The sequence below is a fragment of the Peribacillus sp. NPDC058002 genome, assembly GCF_042886655.1.
Lineage (GTDB): Bacteria > Bacillota > Bacilli > Bacillales > DSM-1321 > Peribacillus > Peribacillus aracenensis.
Window position 1 is genome coordinate 1 of the sequence record NZ_JBHVQU010000080.1, and the last position, 18172, is coordinate 18172.

The 18172-nt window shown below is 44.1% G+C and carries 16 protein-coding genes and 1 other annotated feature; of the genes, 5 read left to right on the forward strand and 11 right to left on the reverse strand.

Annotated elements, in window-relative coordinates:
* The coding region (gene zapA, locus ACFVSH_RS14870; protein ID WP_387706605.1) for a cell division protein ZapA at window positions 1-200 on the reverse strand (200 nt) is incomplete at its 3' end.
* A gap of 172 nt (window positions 201-372) precedes the next feature.
* Here zapA and rnhC point away from each other — a divergent pair.
* Window positions 373-1332 (forward strand): ribonuclease HIII, encoded by a 960-nt coding sequence (gene rnhC, locus ACFVSH_RS14875; protein ID WP_260285365.1) that lies wholly within the window; start codon window positions 373-375, stop codon window positions 1330-1332.
* 278 nt (window positions 1333-1610) lie between these two features.
* On the opposite strand, the gene pheT is transcribed toward rnhC, so the two are convergent.
* The 3 genes from pheT to ACFVSH_RS14890 form a co-directional block, all read right to left on the reverse strand.
* On the reverse strand, window positions 1611-4025 hold the full coding sequence (gene pheT, locus ACFVSH_RS14880) for a phenylalanine--tRNA ligase subunit beta (RefSeq protein WP_387706607.1): 2415 nt from the start codon (window positions 4023-4025) through the stop codon (window positions 1611-1613).
* Window positions 4026-4053: 28 nt separating this feature from the next.
* Window positions 4054-5094: a phenylalanine--tRNA ligase subunit alpha gene (gene pheS, locus ACFVSH_RS14885; protein WP_098370018.1), complete on the reverse strand. Its 1041-nt coding sequence runs from the start codon at window positions 5092-5094 to the stop codon at window positions 4054-4056.
* A gap of 58 nt (window positions 5095-5152) precedes the next feature.
* Window positions 5153-5395, reverse strand: a binding site (T-box leader).
* Window positions 5396-5439: 44 nt separating this feature from the next.
* Window positions 5440-6198: a TrmH family RNA methyltransferase gene (locus ACFVSH_RS14890; RefSeq protein ID WP_387706610.1), complete on the reverse strand. Its 759-nt coding sequence runs from the start codon at window positions 6196-6198 to the stop codon at window positions 5440-5442.
* A gap of 122 nt (window positions 6199-6320) precedes the next feature.
* On the opposite strand from ACFVSH_RS14890, the gene sspI reads away from it, so the two are divergent.
* On the forward strand, window positions 6321-6530 hold the full coding sequence (gene sspI, locus ACFVSH_RS14895) for a small acid-soluble spore protein SspI (protein WP_076364828.1): 210 nt from the start codon (window positions 6321-6323) through the stop codon (window positions 6528-6530).
* 16 nt (window positions 6531-6546) lie between these two features.
* On the opposite strand, the gene ACFVSH_RS14900 is transcribed toward sspI, so the two are convergent.
* From ACFVSH_RS14900 to ACFVSH_RS14930, 7 genes are all read right to left on the reverse strand, one after another.
* The gene (locus ACFVSH_RS14900; RefSeq protein ID WP_387602498.1) at window positions 6547-6930 is read right to left on the reverse strand and encodes a general stress protein; all 384 of its coding nucleotides are present in this window, start codon (window positions 6928-6930) and stop codon (window positions 6547-6549) included.
* Window positions 6931-7317: 387 nt separating this feature from the next.
* Window positions 7318-8130, reverse strand: a complete 813-nt coding sequence (locus tag ACFVSH_RS14905; protein WP_387706612.1) for a general stress protein — start codon at window positions 8128-8130, stop codon at window positions 7318-7320.
* A 155-nt stretch (window positions 8131-8285) separates the two neighbouring features.
* The gene (locus ACFVSH_RS14910) at window positions 8286-9215 is read right to left on the reverse strand and encodes a YsnF/AvaK domain-containing protein (protein WP_387706614.1); all 930 of its coding nucleotides are present in this window, start codon (window positions 9213-9215) and stop codon (window positions 8286-8288) included.
* A 228-nt stretch (window positions 9216-9443) separates the two neighbouring features.
* Window positions 9444-10769, reverse strand: coding sequence for a (Fe-S)-binding protein (locus ACFVSH_RS14915; RefSeq protein WP_387602489.1), 1326 nt, complete (start codon window positions 10767-10769; stop codon window positions 9444-9446).
* Window positions 10766-12178 carry a glycolate oxidase subunit GlcD gene (gene glcD / locus ACFVSH_RS14920; RefSeq protein ID WP_387706616.1) on the reverse strand — a complete coding sequence of 471 codons (1413 nt, stop codon included), beginning with the start codon at window positions 12176-12178 and terminating at the stop codon, window positions 10766-10768. The genes ACFVSH_RS14915 and glcD overlap by 4 nt, the downstream gene beginning before the upstream one ends.
* Before the next feature lie 119 nt (window positions 12179-12297).
* Window positions 12298-13410 (reverse strand): PucR family transcriptional regulator, encoded by a 1113-nt coding sequence (locus tag ACFVSH_RS14925; protein ID WP_387706618.1) that lies wholly within the window; start codon window positions 13408-13410, stop codon window positions 12298-12300.
* Between the two features lie 73 nt (window positions 13411-13483).
* On the reverse strand, window positions 13484-15172 hold the full coding sequence (locus ACFVSH_RS14930; RefSeq protein ID WP_387706620.1) for an L-lactate permease: 1689 nt from the start codon (window positions 15170-15172) through the stop codon (window positions 13484-13486).
* Window positions 15173-15426: 254 nt separating this feature from the next.
* Here ACFVSH_RS14930 and ACFVSH_RS14935 point away from each other — a divergent pair, with 254 nt between their 5' ends.
* The 3 genes from ACFVSH_RS14935 to ACFVSH_RS14945 all read left to right on the forward strand — a co-directional run.
* Window positions 15427-16158, forward strand: a complete 732-nt coding sequence (locus ACFVSH_RS14935) for a FadR/GntR family transcriptional regulator (RefSeq protein WP_387706622.1) — start codon at window positions 15427-15429, stop codon at window positions 16156-16158.
* Between the two features lie 181 nt (window positions 16159-16339).
* On the forward strand, window positions 16340-17056 hold the full coding sequence (locus ACFVSH_RS14940; RefSeq protein ID WP_387706624.1) for a (Fe-S)-binding protein: 717 nt from the start codon (window positions 16340-16342) through the stop codon (window positions 17054-17056).
* A gap of 23 nt (window positions 17057-17079) precedes the next feature.
* Window positions 17080-18172, forward strand: a 1093-nt coding sequence (locus ACFVSH_RS14945; protein ID WP_387706626.1) for a LutB/LldF family L-lactate oxidation iron-sulfur protein, incomplete at its 3' end; no start/stop codon positions are given.

Consider the following 18172-nt stretch of genomic DNA (forward strand, 5'->3'; position numbering starts at 1 on the left):
TATTCGTGGATGGTATTCACGGCCGTTAGCACCGCTAGCTTACTTGTATCCAAGTATGGATTTTTCATCCTGATCTCTCTCATTTTTTCGTCAACCATCGAAGCGACCAGGCGCATATGACTTGCGCTTTCTGTGCCGACGATTGTATATGGTTGTCCGTATATATCAACTGTTGTTTTATTTCGTTTATCGTCTGACAAAATGATGCCCCCAATCTAAACAATCCTAATTCTATCATATCATGAAGTTTTTCGTCACGAAAGAGAGTACATCGTCATTTCTCGCATAAAAATTTCAATAATTTGTCAAACGAAAGCGGATTTAGGAAGAAGATCACCTAATAAACAAAATGAAGTTAGGAGCTAAACCATTATGTCCCATGTTGTTTTACTTATCAGTCCTGAACAAATCAAAGCGATGAAGGCCCATTATTCTTCATCCTTGGCCGCCAAGCTGCCCCCGGGGAGCATCTTTTCCGCAAAACCGCCGCTATGTACGGTTACGGCCTATAAATCCGGTAAGGTCCTTTTTCAAGGTAAGAATGCCGAACTAGAAGCTGGAAAATGGCAAAAGGGCACCACTGCTGCGGCTCCAAAGAAAAAAACGGCATCTTCTGCATCGGTCAAGGCCCATCGATATTCGCCGCCTGCAAATATCGGAACCATGTCAGTGATCGGTTCCGATGAGGTCGGAACAGGAGACTATTTCGGCCCGATCACCGTCGTAGCCGTATATGCAAAAAAGGAGCAACTCTCACTATTGAAGGAGCTTGGTGTCCAGGATTCCAAAAATCTGAAAGATCCACAGATCATCGAAATTGCCAAACAGATTAAGGATGTAGTGCCCTTCAGCCTGCTCACATGCGACAACCCAAAATATAATGCGCTGCAGGCAAAGGGAATGTCACAAGGTAAAATGAAAGCACTCCTCCATAACCAAGCAATCAAGCATCTCATGCAAAAAATCCAGCCGGAACAAGCGGAAGCGGTCCTTATTGATCAATTCGCTCAACCAGAGGTATTTTTCAATTACCTCAAAGGCCAAGAACTATTCCAGGCTAATGCCACCTATCTATGCACAAAAGCGGAAGGCATTCATCTTGGAGTAGCAGCCGCATCCATCATTGCCCGATATGCATTCGTCAAACGCTTTGACTTGCTGAGTGAAAAAGCCGGATTCAAAATCCCTAAAGGTGCCGGATTTGCAGTCGATGAAGCAGCCGCAAGATTGATTCATGAAAAAGGAATCGATTCATTACACGAATTCACGAAAACCCACTTCGCCAACACAGAAAAAGCGAAGCGACTATTTCAACAGAAATATCATAAATAGAAGAAAGCGGCCGACCTTCCGGAACAGCCGCCTTTTACTCGTGTTTGCGCCTTTTACTCGTGAGTTTGCGCTGTTTACTCGTGAGTTTGAGCTGTTTACTCGTGAGTTTGAGCTGTTTACTCGTGAGTTTGCGCCTTTTACTCGTAAGTTTGTGCCTTTTACTCGTGAGTTCTCGCTGTTTACTCGTGAGTTTGCGCCTTTTACTCGTGAGTTTGCCCCTTTTACTCGTAAAATCAAAATAGACAGCTCCCCATGTTTCAGGGAGCTGTCTTTTTGGTTTATCCTCTTAGTTCTGCGCCAGCTTTTTGTTTAACGGCTTCAAGAACTTTATCATGTGCTTTTGTAATGTCCTCGTCCGTTAGAGTACGTTCCGGGTCGAAGTATTTCAGTGAGTAGGCAATGGACTTCTTGCCTTCCTCCATTCTTTCACCTTCGTATAAGTCGAAGATGCTTACTTCTTTCAGCAGTTTGCCACCGGCTTCTTCAATAATATCCTGAATGTCCCCGGCTTTCGTAGCTTGATCCACAACGAGCGCGATATCGCGCGTGGTTGATGGATAGCGCGGAATGGTTTGGTACGCAATCGGAGCGACTTCGGCTTCGGCCAATGCTTTTAAGGAAAGTTCGAAAATGTATGTTTCTTTAATATCCAAGTCTTTTTGGACAGTTGGGTGCACTTGGCCGATAAAGCCAATCACTTCACCATTCAATAGTACTTCCGCTGTCCGTCCTGGATGCATGTCGTTAATTTCCGCTTGGCGATAACTGATTTGATCAGCTAATCCAAGTGTGTCGAATAATGCTTCGATCACGCCTTTGGCTACAAAGAAATCCACTGGTTTCTTTTCACCTTGCCATAGATGTGACTCCCATAGGCCGGTGATCGCTCCAGCAATATGTTCTTTTTCTTCAGGCAGTTCTTGTTCGTCACGCTTAAAGAATACCGAACCGATTTCATACAGTGCCAGTGAATCGATTTGGCGGGCATTGTTATATTTCACGACTTCAAGCAATTGAGGCACGATGCTTAAACGCAGCTGGCTTCTTTCTTCACTCATTGGCATTGCTAATCGAATGGATTCTCTTGCTTCCAAGGCGAATTGGGACGCTTTTTCCTGGCTTGTCAGTGAATAGGTTACTGCTTGATAAAGGCCTGCGCCTTCAAGTGTACGGCGTGCTTTCCGCCGTTTAATTTGATAATCAGTCAATTGGCCTGGGACAGCAGCACCGATCGGCAGTGTAGCGGGAATATTATCATATCCATATAGACGTGCAGCCTCTTCGACTAAATCAGCTTCAATCGTAATATCGCCACGGCGCGTCGGAACGGTGATTGTGAATGTTTCATTGTCAAGTTCCACGCCAAATTGCAGACGCTTGAAGATTGATTCCACAACTGATGCGGTCATGCTTGTTCCAAGAAGTGTGTTGATTTTATCAAGAGTGATGCTAATGACCGCAGGTTCCATTGTCAATTCATCAACTTCTGCTGCTCCTTGGAGGACTGTTCCGCCTGCATATTGTGCAATCAATTGTGCAGCACGTTCTCCAGCTTCACGTACACGGGCCGGGTCCACACCTTTTTCAAAGCGGGCACTAGCTTCACTGCGTAATCCATGGTCCTTTGAAGCTTTACGAACCACTGTACCTGCAAAATATGCACTTTCAATGATGATGTTCGTCGTATCATTTTTCACTTCGGAATCCGCTCCGCCCATCACACCAGCTATCGCTACAGGCTCGCTGCCATTTGTGATCACTAAATGGTCAGGTGTCAAAGTGCGTTCCGCTTCATCCAATGTTACGATTTTTTCAGCATCCTTCGCTCTGCGGATGACGATTTCCTTTGAACCAAAGCGGTCATAATCAAAGGCATGGAGCGGTTGGCCGTATTCAAGTAAAATGTAGTTCGTGATATCCACCACATTATTATGAGGTCGGATACCTGCAGACATCAACCTAGTCTGCATCCAAAGCGGTGAAGGTCCGACCTTGACATCCTTGATGATTTTAGCGATGTATATCGGGTTATCTTCTTTCGCTTCAACTTTGACACTGATATAATCAGTAGCTTTTTCAGCTGCCTCTTCTTTCTCTACAACCGGCCATTTCACTTCCCGGCCTAGAATGGCTGCCACTTCGTATGCAACACCAAGCATGCTCAATGCATCGGAACGGTTCGGAGTCAGCCCAAGTTCCAGCACTTCATCACTTAAACCAAGTTCCTCCAATGCATCTTTCCCCACTTCCACATCATTAGGGAAGACGAAGATACCTGTAGCATAATCCTTGGAAACGAGCTTGGATTCGAAGCCCAATTCCTGAAGCGAGCAGATCATCCCGTGCGATTCCTCTCCACGAAGTTTCGCTTTCTTAATTTTGAAATTACCTGGAAGGACTGCGCCAACAGTAGCGACTGCGACTTTTTGGCCTTTATCGACATTCGGTGCTCCACAGATGATCTGAACAGGATTTTCGGCCCCGATATCAACTTGGCATTTATTCAATTTATCCGCATTTGGATGCTGTTCACGTTCAATGACATGCCCGATGACGACCCCTTTTAGCCCTTCACTTTTCTTTTCCACCCCTTCAACCTCAATGCCGCTTTTCGTGATTTTGTCAGCTAGCTCCGTCGCATTGATGCCTGAAAGGTCAACATAATCTTGTAACCATTTATATGACACAAACATGGTAGGTCCTCCTTTTTAAAATAAAAATTTATGCTTCATGATGGTTGAATTGTTTTAAGAATCGAACATCATTCGTATAGAAATGACGGATATCATCCACACCGTACTTCAACATGGCAATCCGTTCCACGCCGATTCCAAATGCGAATCCAGAGTATTTCTTGGAATCGAAGCCAGCCATTTCAAGGACGTTCGGATGAACGATCCCGCCGCCAAGCACTTCGATCCAGCCTGTTTGTTTACATACGCTGCAGCCTTTACCACCACAGATTTTACAAGAAATATCCACTTCGACGGAAGGCTCCGTAAATGGGAAGAAACTTGGACGAAGACGAATCTCACGGTCTTGCCCGAATACTTTTTTCGCAAATACGTCCAGCGTTCCTTTCAGGTCGCTCATGCTGATGTTCTCATCGATGACCAAGCCCTCAATTTGCTGGAATTGATGGGAGTGTGTAGCATCATCGTTATCACGGCGATATACTTTTCCTGGGCAAATGATTTTAACAGGTCCTTGACCTTTATGTTTTTCCATCGTTCTGGCTTGAACAGGTGAAGTGTGCGTACGCATCAGGATTTCGTCCGTTATGTAGAAGGAATCCTGCATATCACGTGCCGGATGGCTTTTCGGCAAGTTAAGTGCCTCGAAGTTGTAGTAGTCGCTTTCGACTTCAGGACCTTCCGCAACGGTATAGCCCATACCGATGAATAAGTCTTCGATTTCTTCCACGACACGTGTTAATGGATGTAGATTCCCCTTGTTAACCGGACGTCCAGGAAGTGTGACGTCAATCGTTTCAGTTGCCAGCTTTGCATTGACTGCCGCAGTTTCAAGTGCTTTTTGTTTCTCCTCGATCTTTGTTGCGATCGCTTCCCTTACATCATTGGCCAGTGCCCCGATTTTTGGCCGTTCTTCGGCAGATAATTTACCCATGCCGCGCAATACCTCAGTGATTGGCCCTTTTTTCCCTAAATAAGCAACTCGGACTTCATTCAGTTCTTTTAATTCGGAAGCGGCGGCAACTTTTTGCAACGCTTCTTCCTGCAGTTCTAGTAAACGTTCCTGCATCATGTCTTCCTCCTTTATTTTCCTTTTGTAAAAATGAACACAAAAAAACCCCAATCCCTAAAGGGACGAGGTTTATGTATCGCGGTACCACCCTTATTAGTGCACGAACAAAAAAACTTCTGCACTCACTTCATTAAAAAATAACGGCTCTTCACCGGAACATTTTTCAGACATCATGTCTTCCCAATGCCAACTCGAAAGGTGAATTCCCTTAAGCAGTGCCATAAAAATGCTTTCAGTCAAGGCATTTTTTCCCTGGATATGGTTAACTTAAGCTACTACTCTTTGTCATCGTTGTTTTCATTATAAAATTCTGTTTTATTATATTATAATTCTTCGGCCGTTTCAAATCGATTTTCGTAAATAGTACATTAAAATCCCCGCAGCTATTCCCACATTCAATGATTCGCTTTTTCCGTAGATGGGAATATAAAGGTTTTTAGTCGTTTTCTCCAGTAATTCCTTCGATACTCCTTGGCCTTCATTACCGACGAGCAGGGCAAATCGGGAAGACTTTTCCACTTCTTCAAATGGCGATGCGCCCTCTAATGCCGTGCCATATACCGGTATGCCGCTTTCCTTCAGCTCATGGATGATTTCGGAAAGGTTCCCTTTAATGACAGGCATATGGAAGAGGCTCCCTTGCGTCGAACGGACCACTTTTGGATTATACAAGTCAGCACACCCTTCGCCAAGTATGACCGCATCGATTCCAGCTGCATCCGCTGTCCTGATCATCGTTCCAATATTCCCCGGATCTTGTACGGCATCGATCAACAATAATTTATCCGGATTGATGGACGCCATGCTCGTTGATTTCTGTTCACAAACCGCAGCAATTCCCTGAGGAGCTTCGGTATCACAAATCGCCTTCATAATATCATTTTTCACATAAATGAGTTCTGTGCCTTCCACCTTAAAATGGGCAGGCATTTCAGTTTCTTCATTGATGATCACTTCCAAGACGATTTCTTCTTTTAAGGCTTCTTCAACTAGGTGAAAACCCTCGACTAAATATTTACCTGTTTTATCTCGTTCTTTTTTCGTCAAAAGTTTTTTCCATTGCTTAACTTGCGGGTTTTTTACGGATTCAATATATTTCAAGGGTAAACGCTCCTTTAACTTCACACTGATTTTCCTATTATAACGCAATTCACATACATATTGCATGTGAGTTTGTGAAATGCTATGTATGTCAGTCATTATGTGATAGAGGAGGAATAATCATGAATTTAAACTTACGTAATGCGATCATCCAAAATGTATCAGGAAATTCGCAAGAGCAGCTGGAAGACACGATTGTCGATGCCATACAAAATGGCGAGGAAAAAATGCTTCCTGGATTGGGAGTATTATTCGAGGTCATCTGGCAAAATTCATCTGAGCAGGAAAAACAGGAAATGATCACTGCCCTCGAATCAGGATTAAAAAAATAACAGCCTTCAGAGGCTGTTATTTTTTTGATTTCGCTTCGCAAGCCTCCAGTTCTTCCATGGAGACTTCTTCATCAAGCATCAGAATGAATTTTTTTGCCCTCACTTCTTCAAGCATCGTTTTTGTCTCATCATAAGAGTAGCCGTATTTCGTGAAAAAGCTGCGTAAATCTCCAGATCCTTCATCTGTGAAGTAGTGGAAGATTCTTAAAAAAAGAGTATCCTCCTTATCCTGATTGGCGATGATCAGGATATCCGTATGTTCATTTCCAAGCTGCACATGATTTTTTATATTAGCTGCTACTGTCATTTGGTTGCCAGATACGCCTTTAGCTTTTAAGTCTTGAATTGCAGCAAGTAGTTCCGGATTAGAGTCAAAAACACCATATACGTTTTTTTCCATGTTTCTCCCCCTCCTTGTTACTCTACTTAAAATAAAATACCTTTGTCATTATACCTTGCAGCTTTATCAATAAACAAGCAAATAGTCCATTGAGAATTCCTGAGTAACCCTTTGCCTAAAGGTTTTTTTTAAAAAAACAGCCTGGTTCAGTTTGCAGATAAAAGGGTTGGGAAAATATATCCTTCATCAAACGAACCAACTGAACCAAAGCAATATCTTCAACTCATCATGTGTGGTTTCTATCAAAGGGAGACCCCCAGGCGGAAAGCGAGTGCCTGAAAATCAACATCCCAATTTTACAGGCCATAAAGAAACTGCAGACAAACTCGATTTTCATCTAGTTTGTCTACAGTCTGAACAGCCTTGTGCAGGCAGTTATTTTGCGTATTACAGATTGTCGGTATTGATTCGATTTTTGATGTATTCATCCTGCAAGACTTCCTCTTGCTGCCTGCTGGCATTCGGGCTCATGGTCCGATCCAGTGATCCTTGAGCATCAAGGGCATTATCAGTATCGGCAGAAAACGGGTTTGGATGGGGGGCGCTTGCAAGTTGCCCTTCATGATTCCCTGTTTTTTTCTTCTTGAATTTTTCTGTGGAGTTCCCCCGGATTTCCCTTTGTTGAGCTCGCTTTGTATCCAGCTCTTCATTTTCAAAGATGTTCGCAGAATTCCCATGAAGTTCTTCGCTTCTTCCTGGCTGTGCTTCCACTTCCCCTGTTTGATAGGCATTCGCTGTTGTTTCAGGAAAAAGGTTCGGATCCGGATTGTTCACCACCCCTGTTTTAAGCGGATTCTCTAAAGGTTCGTCCGTATCCTCCATGCGATTGGAAGCTATGCTCTCACTTGCTGATACGGTTTCCATTTCATCTAAAAGAATCAGGAATTTTCCTGCCTCCACTTCATTTATATAAGCGGTGGCTTCACTATCGGCAAGCCCTAACTCACCTAGCCGGTTCCTTATATCTTCAGAACCCTCATTAAGGAAAAAGTGTTTCATCTTATCAATGAAGGAATCCTCATTAGAGTTAGTAACGACGTCCACATCCGGATCACGCTTTTGATTGACGAAATCCAAATCTTCTTTCCTATCAGCCATTACCGTTATTTCTCCTTCACGAACCCCCTTTTCCTTGAGGGATTGAATAGCTTGGATTATTTCTCTTTCCGTATTAAAAACACCATATAATGTTTTCCCCATGCATCTTCCTCCTCCTATTATTCCGAAATTTCTTCTTATGTGTATTTATACCCTGATGGGTGCCAATTAAACAAAAAGGTTTGCCTTGCCTAGAGTCTTTAAAACCCAAAAGTGGCCTGCAGTTATAAAAACTGCAGGCCACTTTCCCTTCACTCTTAGAAGCGGTCGGTTCGACGTTCAGCTGCCTGTTTCTCATTTATGATCGAATTATCTGTACTATCAAGCTGGATATCTTCCTTTTTAAGAGTATCCTGAACTTGTTCCGTTTCTTGTACAGCATGTTTCTTGATGACAATTTCATCTGTGACGACTGGTTTTTTGGAAACTTCCAATTTTTCTTCAACAACTGGAATCCGTAATGTTTCCCCATCATCAATGTTTCCGGTTTCCAGATCCGATTCACGTCCTGAAACAGATCTATGCTCGACTGTCACTTCTTCGTGTTCAACAGGAACATTAATCGTTTTATGCTGTTCATTGACTTCTTTGTTAATGACGACTTCACCTGTCTGTACTCTTTCTTTATCAATGTTCAGCTGTTCTTCCCGAAGTTTAAGCGTCCTTTCATCCTCTGGCAATTCACGGCCTTGTCCGTTGACTCCATAAACATCTTCTTTATTTAATGCATCTGTTTTTTCAGTGCCATTATATAGTTGGTTGGTGGAGTTCGTATCAAGCCGTGTAGCGGCAGTATCCATATTTCCGGTCGTGAATTTATCTCTTGCCGTTCCAAGATGGCCTTCACCTTCTTCTACCAGAACCAGGACTTTTCCATTTTCCACATCAAAAACATGTTCAGCCGCTTCACTATTCGAGAGGCCTGCATTCGCCAATCTTGTTGAAAGGTCTGCCGTATCATCCGGCATGAAGAAGCGGGCCACCTTGTCCATAAATGATTCGTCGTTAGGAACATTCGTCATTGTATGAACATCCGTTTCGCGTTGAGTGTTCGTGAAATCCAATGTTTCTTCCTTATCTGCGACGACCGTGATATCGTCGCCTTCAAACCCCTTTGCCTTAAGTGCATTTATTGCCTGGATAACTTCTGCATTTGATTCATATACTCCATATACTGTTTTATTCATTTTACATTCCTCCTTAGGTTTTGTTGTTTCGTTTAGTGGATGCTATGTATAAACTCTACCCGCTATGAACCTAAGTAAACGAGGAATCAATATTTCATTTTTGTTATATCATTACAATTCGTTCTCAGCACAGAACGCTTTTTCAATTGAAATCCAGCCTTTTCAAGGGTTACCCCATTTATAAAAATGTAATGTTTAACCAAATAATGTCATTTCGTTTTTCTTCTATTATAAAGCCACAGCCTTTATTAGCAGGTCTGCAATATGCACCGCTTTCGTACATTCCCCCAAGTTTTCCCTCTCAATCCCCAATTGCATTTGTAATAGACAGCCCGGGTTTGCCGTGACAACGATATCGGCCTGTGTCAATTTCGTGTGTTCCATTTTGGAGTCGAGAATATTCATGGACATCTCTGATTCAACAATATTATAAATCCCAGCGGAGCCACAGCATCGATCGGCATCCTTCATTTCCCTGAAATCAATCCCTTCTATCGATTGAAGGAGAATTCGCGGGGCCAGGGAGGTGTTCATCACATTCCGTAAATGACAGGAATCCTGAAAAGTTACCGATTGAGCCGGCAGTTTCAAGCGAACTTTTTCCTGAAAACGCAAATCAACAAGAATCTGACTTATATCTTTCAACTTATTTTTAAATGCGATTGTTCGGTCATGCCATTCCGGTTCACCTTGGAGCAAATGGTCATAATCTATGAGAAAAGCTCCACAGCCGCCGGCATTCGTAATGATATAATCAACTTCCTCCGCTTCAAAAGCTTCTATATTGCGCTTGGCCAGTTGCTTTGCACCTGCTTTTTCACCACTGTGCCCATGCAGCGCCCCGCAACATGCCTGGGATTTCGGAATCACGATTTCACATCCGGCCAGCTGAAGAAGCTTTAGTGTGGCCTTGTTCGTTTCCAAAAACATCGTATCCATCAAGCAGCCGGAAAAAAAAGCCACCTTTTTGAGCGGCGTTCCGATTGCAGGCAGCCCGGTTGGCCTATTTTTCATTTCTGATTTTTTCGGGACTTTCGGCAGCACCTTTTCCATGGTTGCCAAATTATTCGGAAGCATGTTGAGCACTCCCGTTTTTCGGGCCATGTATTGCAGACCTGATCTCTGATAGAAGCCAAGCAAACTCGTCATGGCCTGCATTCGCTCCTGATGCGGGAATAATCCACTAAAAACGGCATTACGGATCGTTTTCACAGGGTAACTATGCTTTTTATTCTGATGGATGATATCCCTTGCTTCTTCAAGAAGATGCCCATATTTCACACCTGAAGGACACACAGGTTCACAAGCCCTGCAGCCGAGGCAAAGGCTCAATGAACGTTCTACATCCTCATCAGGCTCAATCACACCATCCGCCACGGCTTTCATAAGTGCAATCCGGCCTCTTGGTGAATGGGATTCCTTCTGTCCCGATTCCATGTATGTCGGGCAGTGGGGTAAGCAAAAGCCGCAGCGCATACAATTCAACAATTCATCTTCGTTCATTTTTTCAGCGAATTGCATGGCGATGGTTTCCCTTTCCTGAACTGTCGTCATGAAGAAACCACCACCCTTTTCCTGGTTTCCTTGGCAAATACTTTGCCGGGATTCATGATGTTATTGGGATCGAATGCTTGTTTAATCGCTCTCATGGCATCAATCCCTTCTTTCTTCAGCTTCCATTCAAGATAAGGGGCCTTCATCGCCCCTACACCATGTTCACCGGTAATCGTCCCGCCAAGGTCGATAGCCGCGGCAAAAATGTCGGCAAAAGCGAGCTCCACTCTCTCCATTTCCTCATGATCACGAGCGTCGGTAATGCACGTTGGATGCAGGTTCCCATCCCCAGCATGGCCGAAAGTGCAAATGTCCACGTTATGCTTGACAGCGATCTCATTAATCGCTTTAACCATTTTGGCAATTTCCGACCGTGGAACGGTGGCATCTTCCAAAATGGTCGTCGGCTTGAGGCGTGCCAGTGCAGAGAGGGCTGTCCGTCTTGCGGTTTTCAAGGCGGCAGCGTCAGATTCCGTTTCGGCAATTTCCACGGAAACCGCCTGTTCCTGCAGACAGATATCGGCCATCCTTTTCATATCGCGTTCCACCACTTCACTCGGACCATCTTGTTCAATCAGCAGGACGGCTTCCACATTGGTGGGCAAACCGATTTTCGCGAAGTCCTCAACCACGATCAACGTCGGCCGATCCAGAAATTCCAATGTAACAGGAATGATTTTATTTGAAATGATTTTGGCCACTGACTGGGCTGCGGCATCGAGATCTTGATATAAGGCAAGCATCGTCTTTGTCGTTTCAGGCATTGGGATCAGCTTTAAGATCGCTTCCGTAACGATGCCCAAGGTCCCTTCTGACCCGACAAAAAGTTTGGTTAAATCATATCCGGCTACATCTTTGGCAAGCTTGCCCCCTGTTCGAATGATGTCCCCATTCGGAAGGACCAGTTCTAGCCCGATGACATAATCACGGGTGACTCCGTACTTTAATCCTCGCAGTCCACCAGAGTTCTCATTAATGTTTCCGCCAATAGTGGAGATTTTCATCGAACTGGGATCCGGCGGATAAAACAACCCCTTCTCTTCAACTGCTGAAATCAAGTCCAATGTGATAAGCCCAGGCTGTACGGTCGCCGTCAAGTTCTCCTCATCTATTTCAAGTAATGAATTCATTCGATTGAATAAAAGGACAAGTCCCCCCTCTGTCGGGCAAGTGCCTCCGCTTAAATTCGTCCCAGACCCACGTGGAACGATCGGAATATGGTATTCTTTGCAAACTTTGACGATGGCCGCGACTTCAGCTGTGCAGCCCGGTTTAATGACAGCATCAGGCATTGCTTGGAACCCTGGTGTTGCATCATATGAATAGACTAGACATTCCACTTTCGAGTCATCGAAATTCTCCTGACCGACGATGGCAAGAAGTAGCTGCTTAACCTGTTTTGTTAACATGTACACATCCTCCTCATATAAACATAGGAAATTCGAGTTTTTTATATGATGTAAGTATAAGAAAGAAAACACTCAATCATCTATGTATGAACATATAGAATTTAGAGGTTTCCATAGAATTAATTTGTATGTTTATCCAATATACTTAATGCTAGATACATAGTGACTAAATCGTCTAGCTTCCTGGGATTCAGGCGGGTCAAATCTTCTATGCGCTTGAGCCTGTAATGGAGGGTATTGATATGGATATGCAGGGCTCTGGCGGTCTCCTTTAAGGATAAATCACATGCAAAATACATGGAAAGGGTTTTAAGCAGCTCCTCATTAGGAAGCAACTCCTGAATCGTCCGGGATAAATATTCCTGTCTTGTTTCAGCGGTAACTTCATCAAGCAGGACCTCAAGCTTCAAGTCCTCGTCAAATATGATCCCCGATGAAGGAAGCGCGATTTTCAAAGAACGTTCCGCTTTAAAAAACGCTGACCTGAAAGCGGATCCAGATGCACGCGAACTAACTCCTGCACACACTTTATAACCCGAGCCCTCTTCCAGCTTTTTTTGGAGTTTACTTAATTTCTTTAATTGCTGGATTTTTGAACCGATGAAATCGGCTATAGAAAGAATGATGAATTGATTCCTCCCCCATCGGACTGCAATGTCATTGGGGTGCTGCTGTCCTATGTATATCTGAAGCGTTCTCCACACATGAGGTTCAATGATTTCCTCAGTCTTAAATTCACCAAGGGTGATGATCCGGTCTGCATGAACATCGACCCCAAGCAACTTGGCCTTCTGAAGGAAAAGCTCATTGAACGTCTGCAGGTGATGCCATTCAAATACAAAGAATTCCATCAGACGTGATTGGGATTCTGCTTGTTCGATATGATAGCTTTCCTGAATGAACATCTCCGTCATCTTTTTTAAAAGTTCCGCATAGGGGGAAACATGTTTGGGGTCTCCTGTAATGCCAATCACACAAACTGCTTCCTGGTTGAAGAAAATAGGTAGATTTATACCTACCTTCACTCCTTTCCAACTTCGTTCATCCTGTTTATTGATGATCAATTTCTCACGATTTTTGAAAGCGTGGATAGCTCCTTCATGATAAGCTCCAATACGGCTATTATCGGTGCTGGCGATAATCGTTCCAGCATGATCAATAATGATGATTTCCTCATCGATCAGTTTCCGAACCTCATGAACCAATTTCCCTGCCACAGCTGTCAATTGCATGATATGTCCTCCTTTTTTGATTGGCCTTGAAAATATTTCGAGGCTCCCCTATGAAAGGGGAGCCTCATTCTACTTATGGAATCATCCAGGAAAGGACGCCATTTTGCAAGAAGGTAATTACACAAACAAGCAGCAATAAAAACAAACTATGTTTGAGCGTGAATCTCAATAATTCCGATTCCCTGCCCGCCAATCCAACGGCAGCACATGCAATCGCTATCGATTGGGGGGAAATCATCTTTCCGGTGACCCCTCCGGAAGAGTTGGCCCCAAGTGCCAAGACCGGCTCCATCCCCACTTTAAGTGCGGTCACTTTTTGCAGACTGCCAAATAAGAGGTTGGCTGATGTATCCGAGCCGGTAATGAACACACCCAGCCAGCCGAGAACCGGTGCGAAGAACGGAAATAAATCACCCGATTTTGCAAGGGTCATCCCTAATGTGGTCGACATGCCTGAAGCATTCGTTACATAGGCAAAAGCCACCACGGCCGAAATCATCAAGATTGGTTTTGCCAACTCTTTCATCGCCTCAACAAAGGTGCTATAAACGTCTTTTGCAGACATGTGTGCGATGAACTTCGTTACGATGGCAGCCAGTAATATCGCAGTCCCGGCCGCTCCGAGCAGTTCTATTTTATAGAAAGCCGCAATCGGCAATCCATCGCTTCCGATTATCGCATTATGCAGACCTGGGACTTCGATTTGGAAGGTTAATAGTTTCCCGATTTCATTGATTCCGCCAAGCAACGCATTGTTGCCTTCATAATGTCCGGAGAGCGCCGGCTTAATTGGGTTCATCCCCCAGATTGTTATGAAAAGCGTTAACAGAAGGAATGGTGACCAAGCATGGAAAATCTGCCATTTCGTGTATTTTATTTCCGCTTCTGCTGTAGATAAAGGTTCGACAGCTGCTGCCGTTTCCTCGGATGCAAAACGAAAGATCGTTTTAGGTTTCCAGAATTTCAGGAAAATCGCCAATGCAAATAGTGACACTAACGCGGAAAGGATGTCCGGTAATTCCGGCCCAAGAAAATTTGAACTTAAGTACTGTGTGATGGCAAAGGAAAATCCGGAAACCAATATTGCCGGCAAGACTTCAAGCGACCTTTTCCACCCAGTCATTATTAAAATGAGATATAGCGGAATGAAAGCCGAAAGGAATGGCAATTGGCGGCCGACCATTTTTGAAATCTCCATGGCGGCTATGCCAGTTGGGCCTTCCATGGCGATGATCGGTATGCCAACCGCCCCGAATGCTACCGGAGCGGTATTCGCGATCAAACAAATCCCGGCTGCATATAGCGGGTTAAATCCAAGACCGACCAAAAGCGCGGCAGAAATGGCAACCGGTGCCCCAAATCCCGCGGCACCTTCTAAGAAGGCCCCGAAAGAAAATGCCACCAATAATGCCTGGAGGCGGCGGTCTTCCGTAAGCGAAAGCACCGAAGAACGAATGATATTGAATTGTCCGCTTTTAACAGTCATTTTGTACAAAAATACGGAAGTGATGATTATCCATCCGATTGGCAGCAGCCCATATACGGCTCCTTGTGAAGCGGACATCACTGCTTTTCCTGCAGGCATTCCATATATCAATACAGCCACTGCAAGAGCTACAAGCAACGTGGTTATACCTGCCATGTAACCTTTCATACGTTTGATGGTAAGCGCCCAGAAAAAGTAAATAATTGGAATGAGTGCGGCAAGAGATGATAAAACTAAATTATCGGTGATCGGCGTAAAGTTTTGTGTCCATGTCATTCATTTCGACTCCATTTTCTATAATTTTTTAAAAAATTCAGAATTCTAACTCTAATTGAAACCCCTTACATATTTGAAAATTCTAAGTCATCAGATGACTTGATGAGTACTCATTAAAATTAAATGATTAAAAATATAAAATCAAGATTTTTTTTATTTTTTGTTGATTTTTTTAACCTTCTGGAAGTGTCAAAGAACATTTGTGTTATATAATATTAACCAGAGAAACTCATAGAAAATAGAGGTGCTACTACTTGGTATATAAAAAAATAAAGCCGAAAAAAATTTATGAAGAAGTCAGCGATGAACTTTATGAAATGATTCGGTCAGGCAGCCTGAAACCAGGTGAGCAATTGGATTCCATTCAGCAGCTTGCGGAAAATTTCCAAGTCGGGCGCCCTGCCATCCGCGAAGCATTAAGTGCATTGAGTTCAATGGGTCTTATTGAAATAAAACAAGGTGAAGGAACATTCGTCAAAACCTTCGACCCCACCATCATGAACCATCCCTTGTCTGCCGCCCTTTTGATGGATCAAGACAATATCAAGCATTTACTGGAAGTCCGGAAAATACTTGAGTCCGGTACGGCAGAAGTGGCAGCGAAGATGAGAACGGAAGAGAACCTGATCGAACTCAAGGAAAGTCTTTTTAATATGGAACAGGTATCCGACGATGAAGAACTCAGTGATAAAGCAGATATCGCCTTCCATGTTGCAGTGGCAAACGCATCACAAAATGAGCTGCTGATTACATTGATGAACCACGTTTCAGAATTAATGACGGAAAAGATGCGTGATATCCGCCGGATAGCGCTTTATTCCGAAGAGATGACAATTAAGCGGCTTTACCAGCAGCATGCCAGGATCCATGATGCAATCGTGGCACAGGATGAAGACGAAGCCCGCAGTGCCATGCTGTTTCACCTTCAAAGCGTCGAAGAATCATTGGATCGGGTCATCCAAAAAAATCAGCAAACGCATAGTTGATCTTCCTTTAAATTTCAAAAATGCCCTATACAAAAAAGGATTAAATTGATATATTATTTTGAAAACGATTACTCCATTTAAAAAATCTTGGAAATTGGTATATTCTCTTAAACCATTTCCTTTTTCCATTTTCTGGTCATCAGATGACCTGTTAACCTATTTGAAAAAGGAGGAGTTCATATTGAAAGTTACTCTCTTTGCAACATGTTTAGTGGATTTGTTTCAATCCAATGTCGGCAAAGCGACAGTGGAGCTACTCGAGAGATTAGGCTGTGAAATCGATTTCCCGGAGTCCCAGATATGCTGCGGACAGCCCGCATATAATAGCGGGTATACGAAGGAATCGAAGGAAGCCATGAAAAAGATGATTAAAACTTTCGCGGATGCTGAATACATCGTAACCCCTTCCGGTTCCTGCGCAGCGATGTTCAAAGAATATCCGGTCCTATTCAAAGGCGATGCCGAATGGGAAAAGAGTGCTGAATCATTAGCGGCCAAAACATATGAATTGACCCAATTCATCGTGGATGTCCTAAAAGTGACCGATGTCGGGGCGACCTTTAAGGGAAAGGCCACTTATCATACTTCATGCCATATGACACGGCTGCTTAAGGTGAAGGAAGCACCTGCCATTTTGTTAAGCCATGTCAGGGGGCTGGAAATGACACCACTTCCAGATGCCCAAAACTGCTGCGGGTTCGGGGGGACCTTTTCGGTTAAGATGGGGGACATTTCCGGACAAATGGTCGAGGAGAAAGTCTGCAATATTGAAGCTACCGAAGCAGATTTCTTAATTGGCGGGGATGCCGGATGTTTGATGAATATCGGCGGACGGATCCAAAGGAAGGGGCAACCGGTGAAAGTGCTTCATATTGCGGAAGTCCTGAATAGTATTTAAAAAAAGCGAGGAGGGAAAAACTAATGGCTATGAAAACCAGCTCTGCCAAGTTTAAAGACCGGGTGGATGAAGGAATACATAATGATTTTATGCGATTGGCCGTATCGAGTGCCCAAGAACGATTACACGGACGGCGACTGACTGCCGTTGATGAATTGGGAAGCTGGGAGGATTGGCGTTCCCTTGGTGAAGAAATCCGGCAGCATGTGCTTAGCAACCTTGATTTCTATTTGCACCAGCTTGCAGAAAACGTTTCGAAAAGGGGCGGTCATGTCTTCTTTGCTGAAACCGCTGAAGAAGCAAGCGGCTACATTAAGGATGTCATTGTAAAAAAGAACGCCAAAAAGGTCGTGAAATCCAAATCGATGGTCACGGAAGAGATCAATTTGAATGCAACTCTTGAAGCAGTTGGACTCGATGTCGTTGAAACGGACCTTGGTGAATATATTTTACAAGTGGATGATCATGACCCACCTTCCCATATCGTCGCACCTGCTCTCCATAAAAATAAGGAGCAGATTAGGGATGTTTTTAAAGAAAAGCTTGCATATACGCAAACCGAAAAACCGGAAGAGCTTACCGCCCATGTGCGGGGCATTCTGCGGAAAGATTTCTTAAGCGCCGATGTGGGCATTACCGGCTGTAATTTTGCCATTGCGGAAACGGGCTCGATCGGTTTGGTGACGAATGAAGGAAATGCCGATTTGGTCACTGCCCTACCGAAAACGCAAATCACCGTGATGGGAATGGAACGGCTTGTGCCTACATTCGATGAATTCGAAATCCTTGTCAGCTTATTGACAAGAAGCGCTGTCGGCCAAAGGTTGACCAGCTACATCACCGCACTTACCGGGCCGCGTGATGAAGGCGATGTAGACGGACCCGAGGAATTTCACCTTGTGATCGTAGACAATGGACGCTCCTCCATTTTAGGAACTGAGTTTCAATCCGTTCTTCAATGCATCCGATGTGCTGCCTGTATAAATGTCTGCCCGGTTTACCGCCAGGTCGGCGGTCATTCATATGGTTCAATATATCCGGGACCAATCGGTGCTGTGCTATCACGCTTTCTGGGTGGAGTTGATGATTTGAAGGTGGTTCCATTTGCCTCCACTC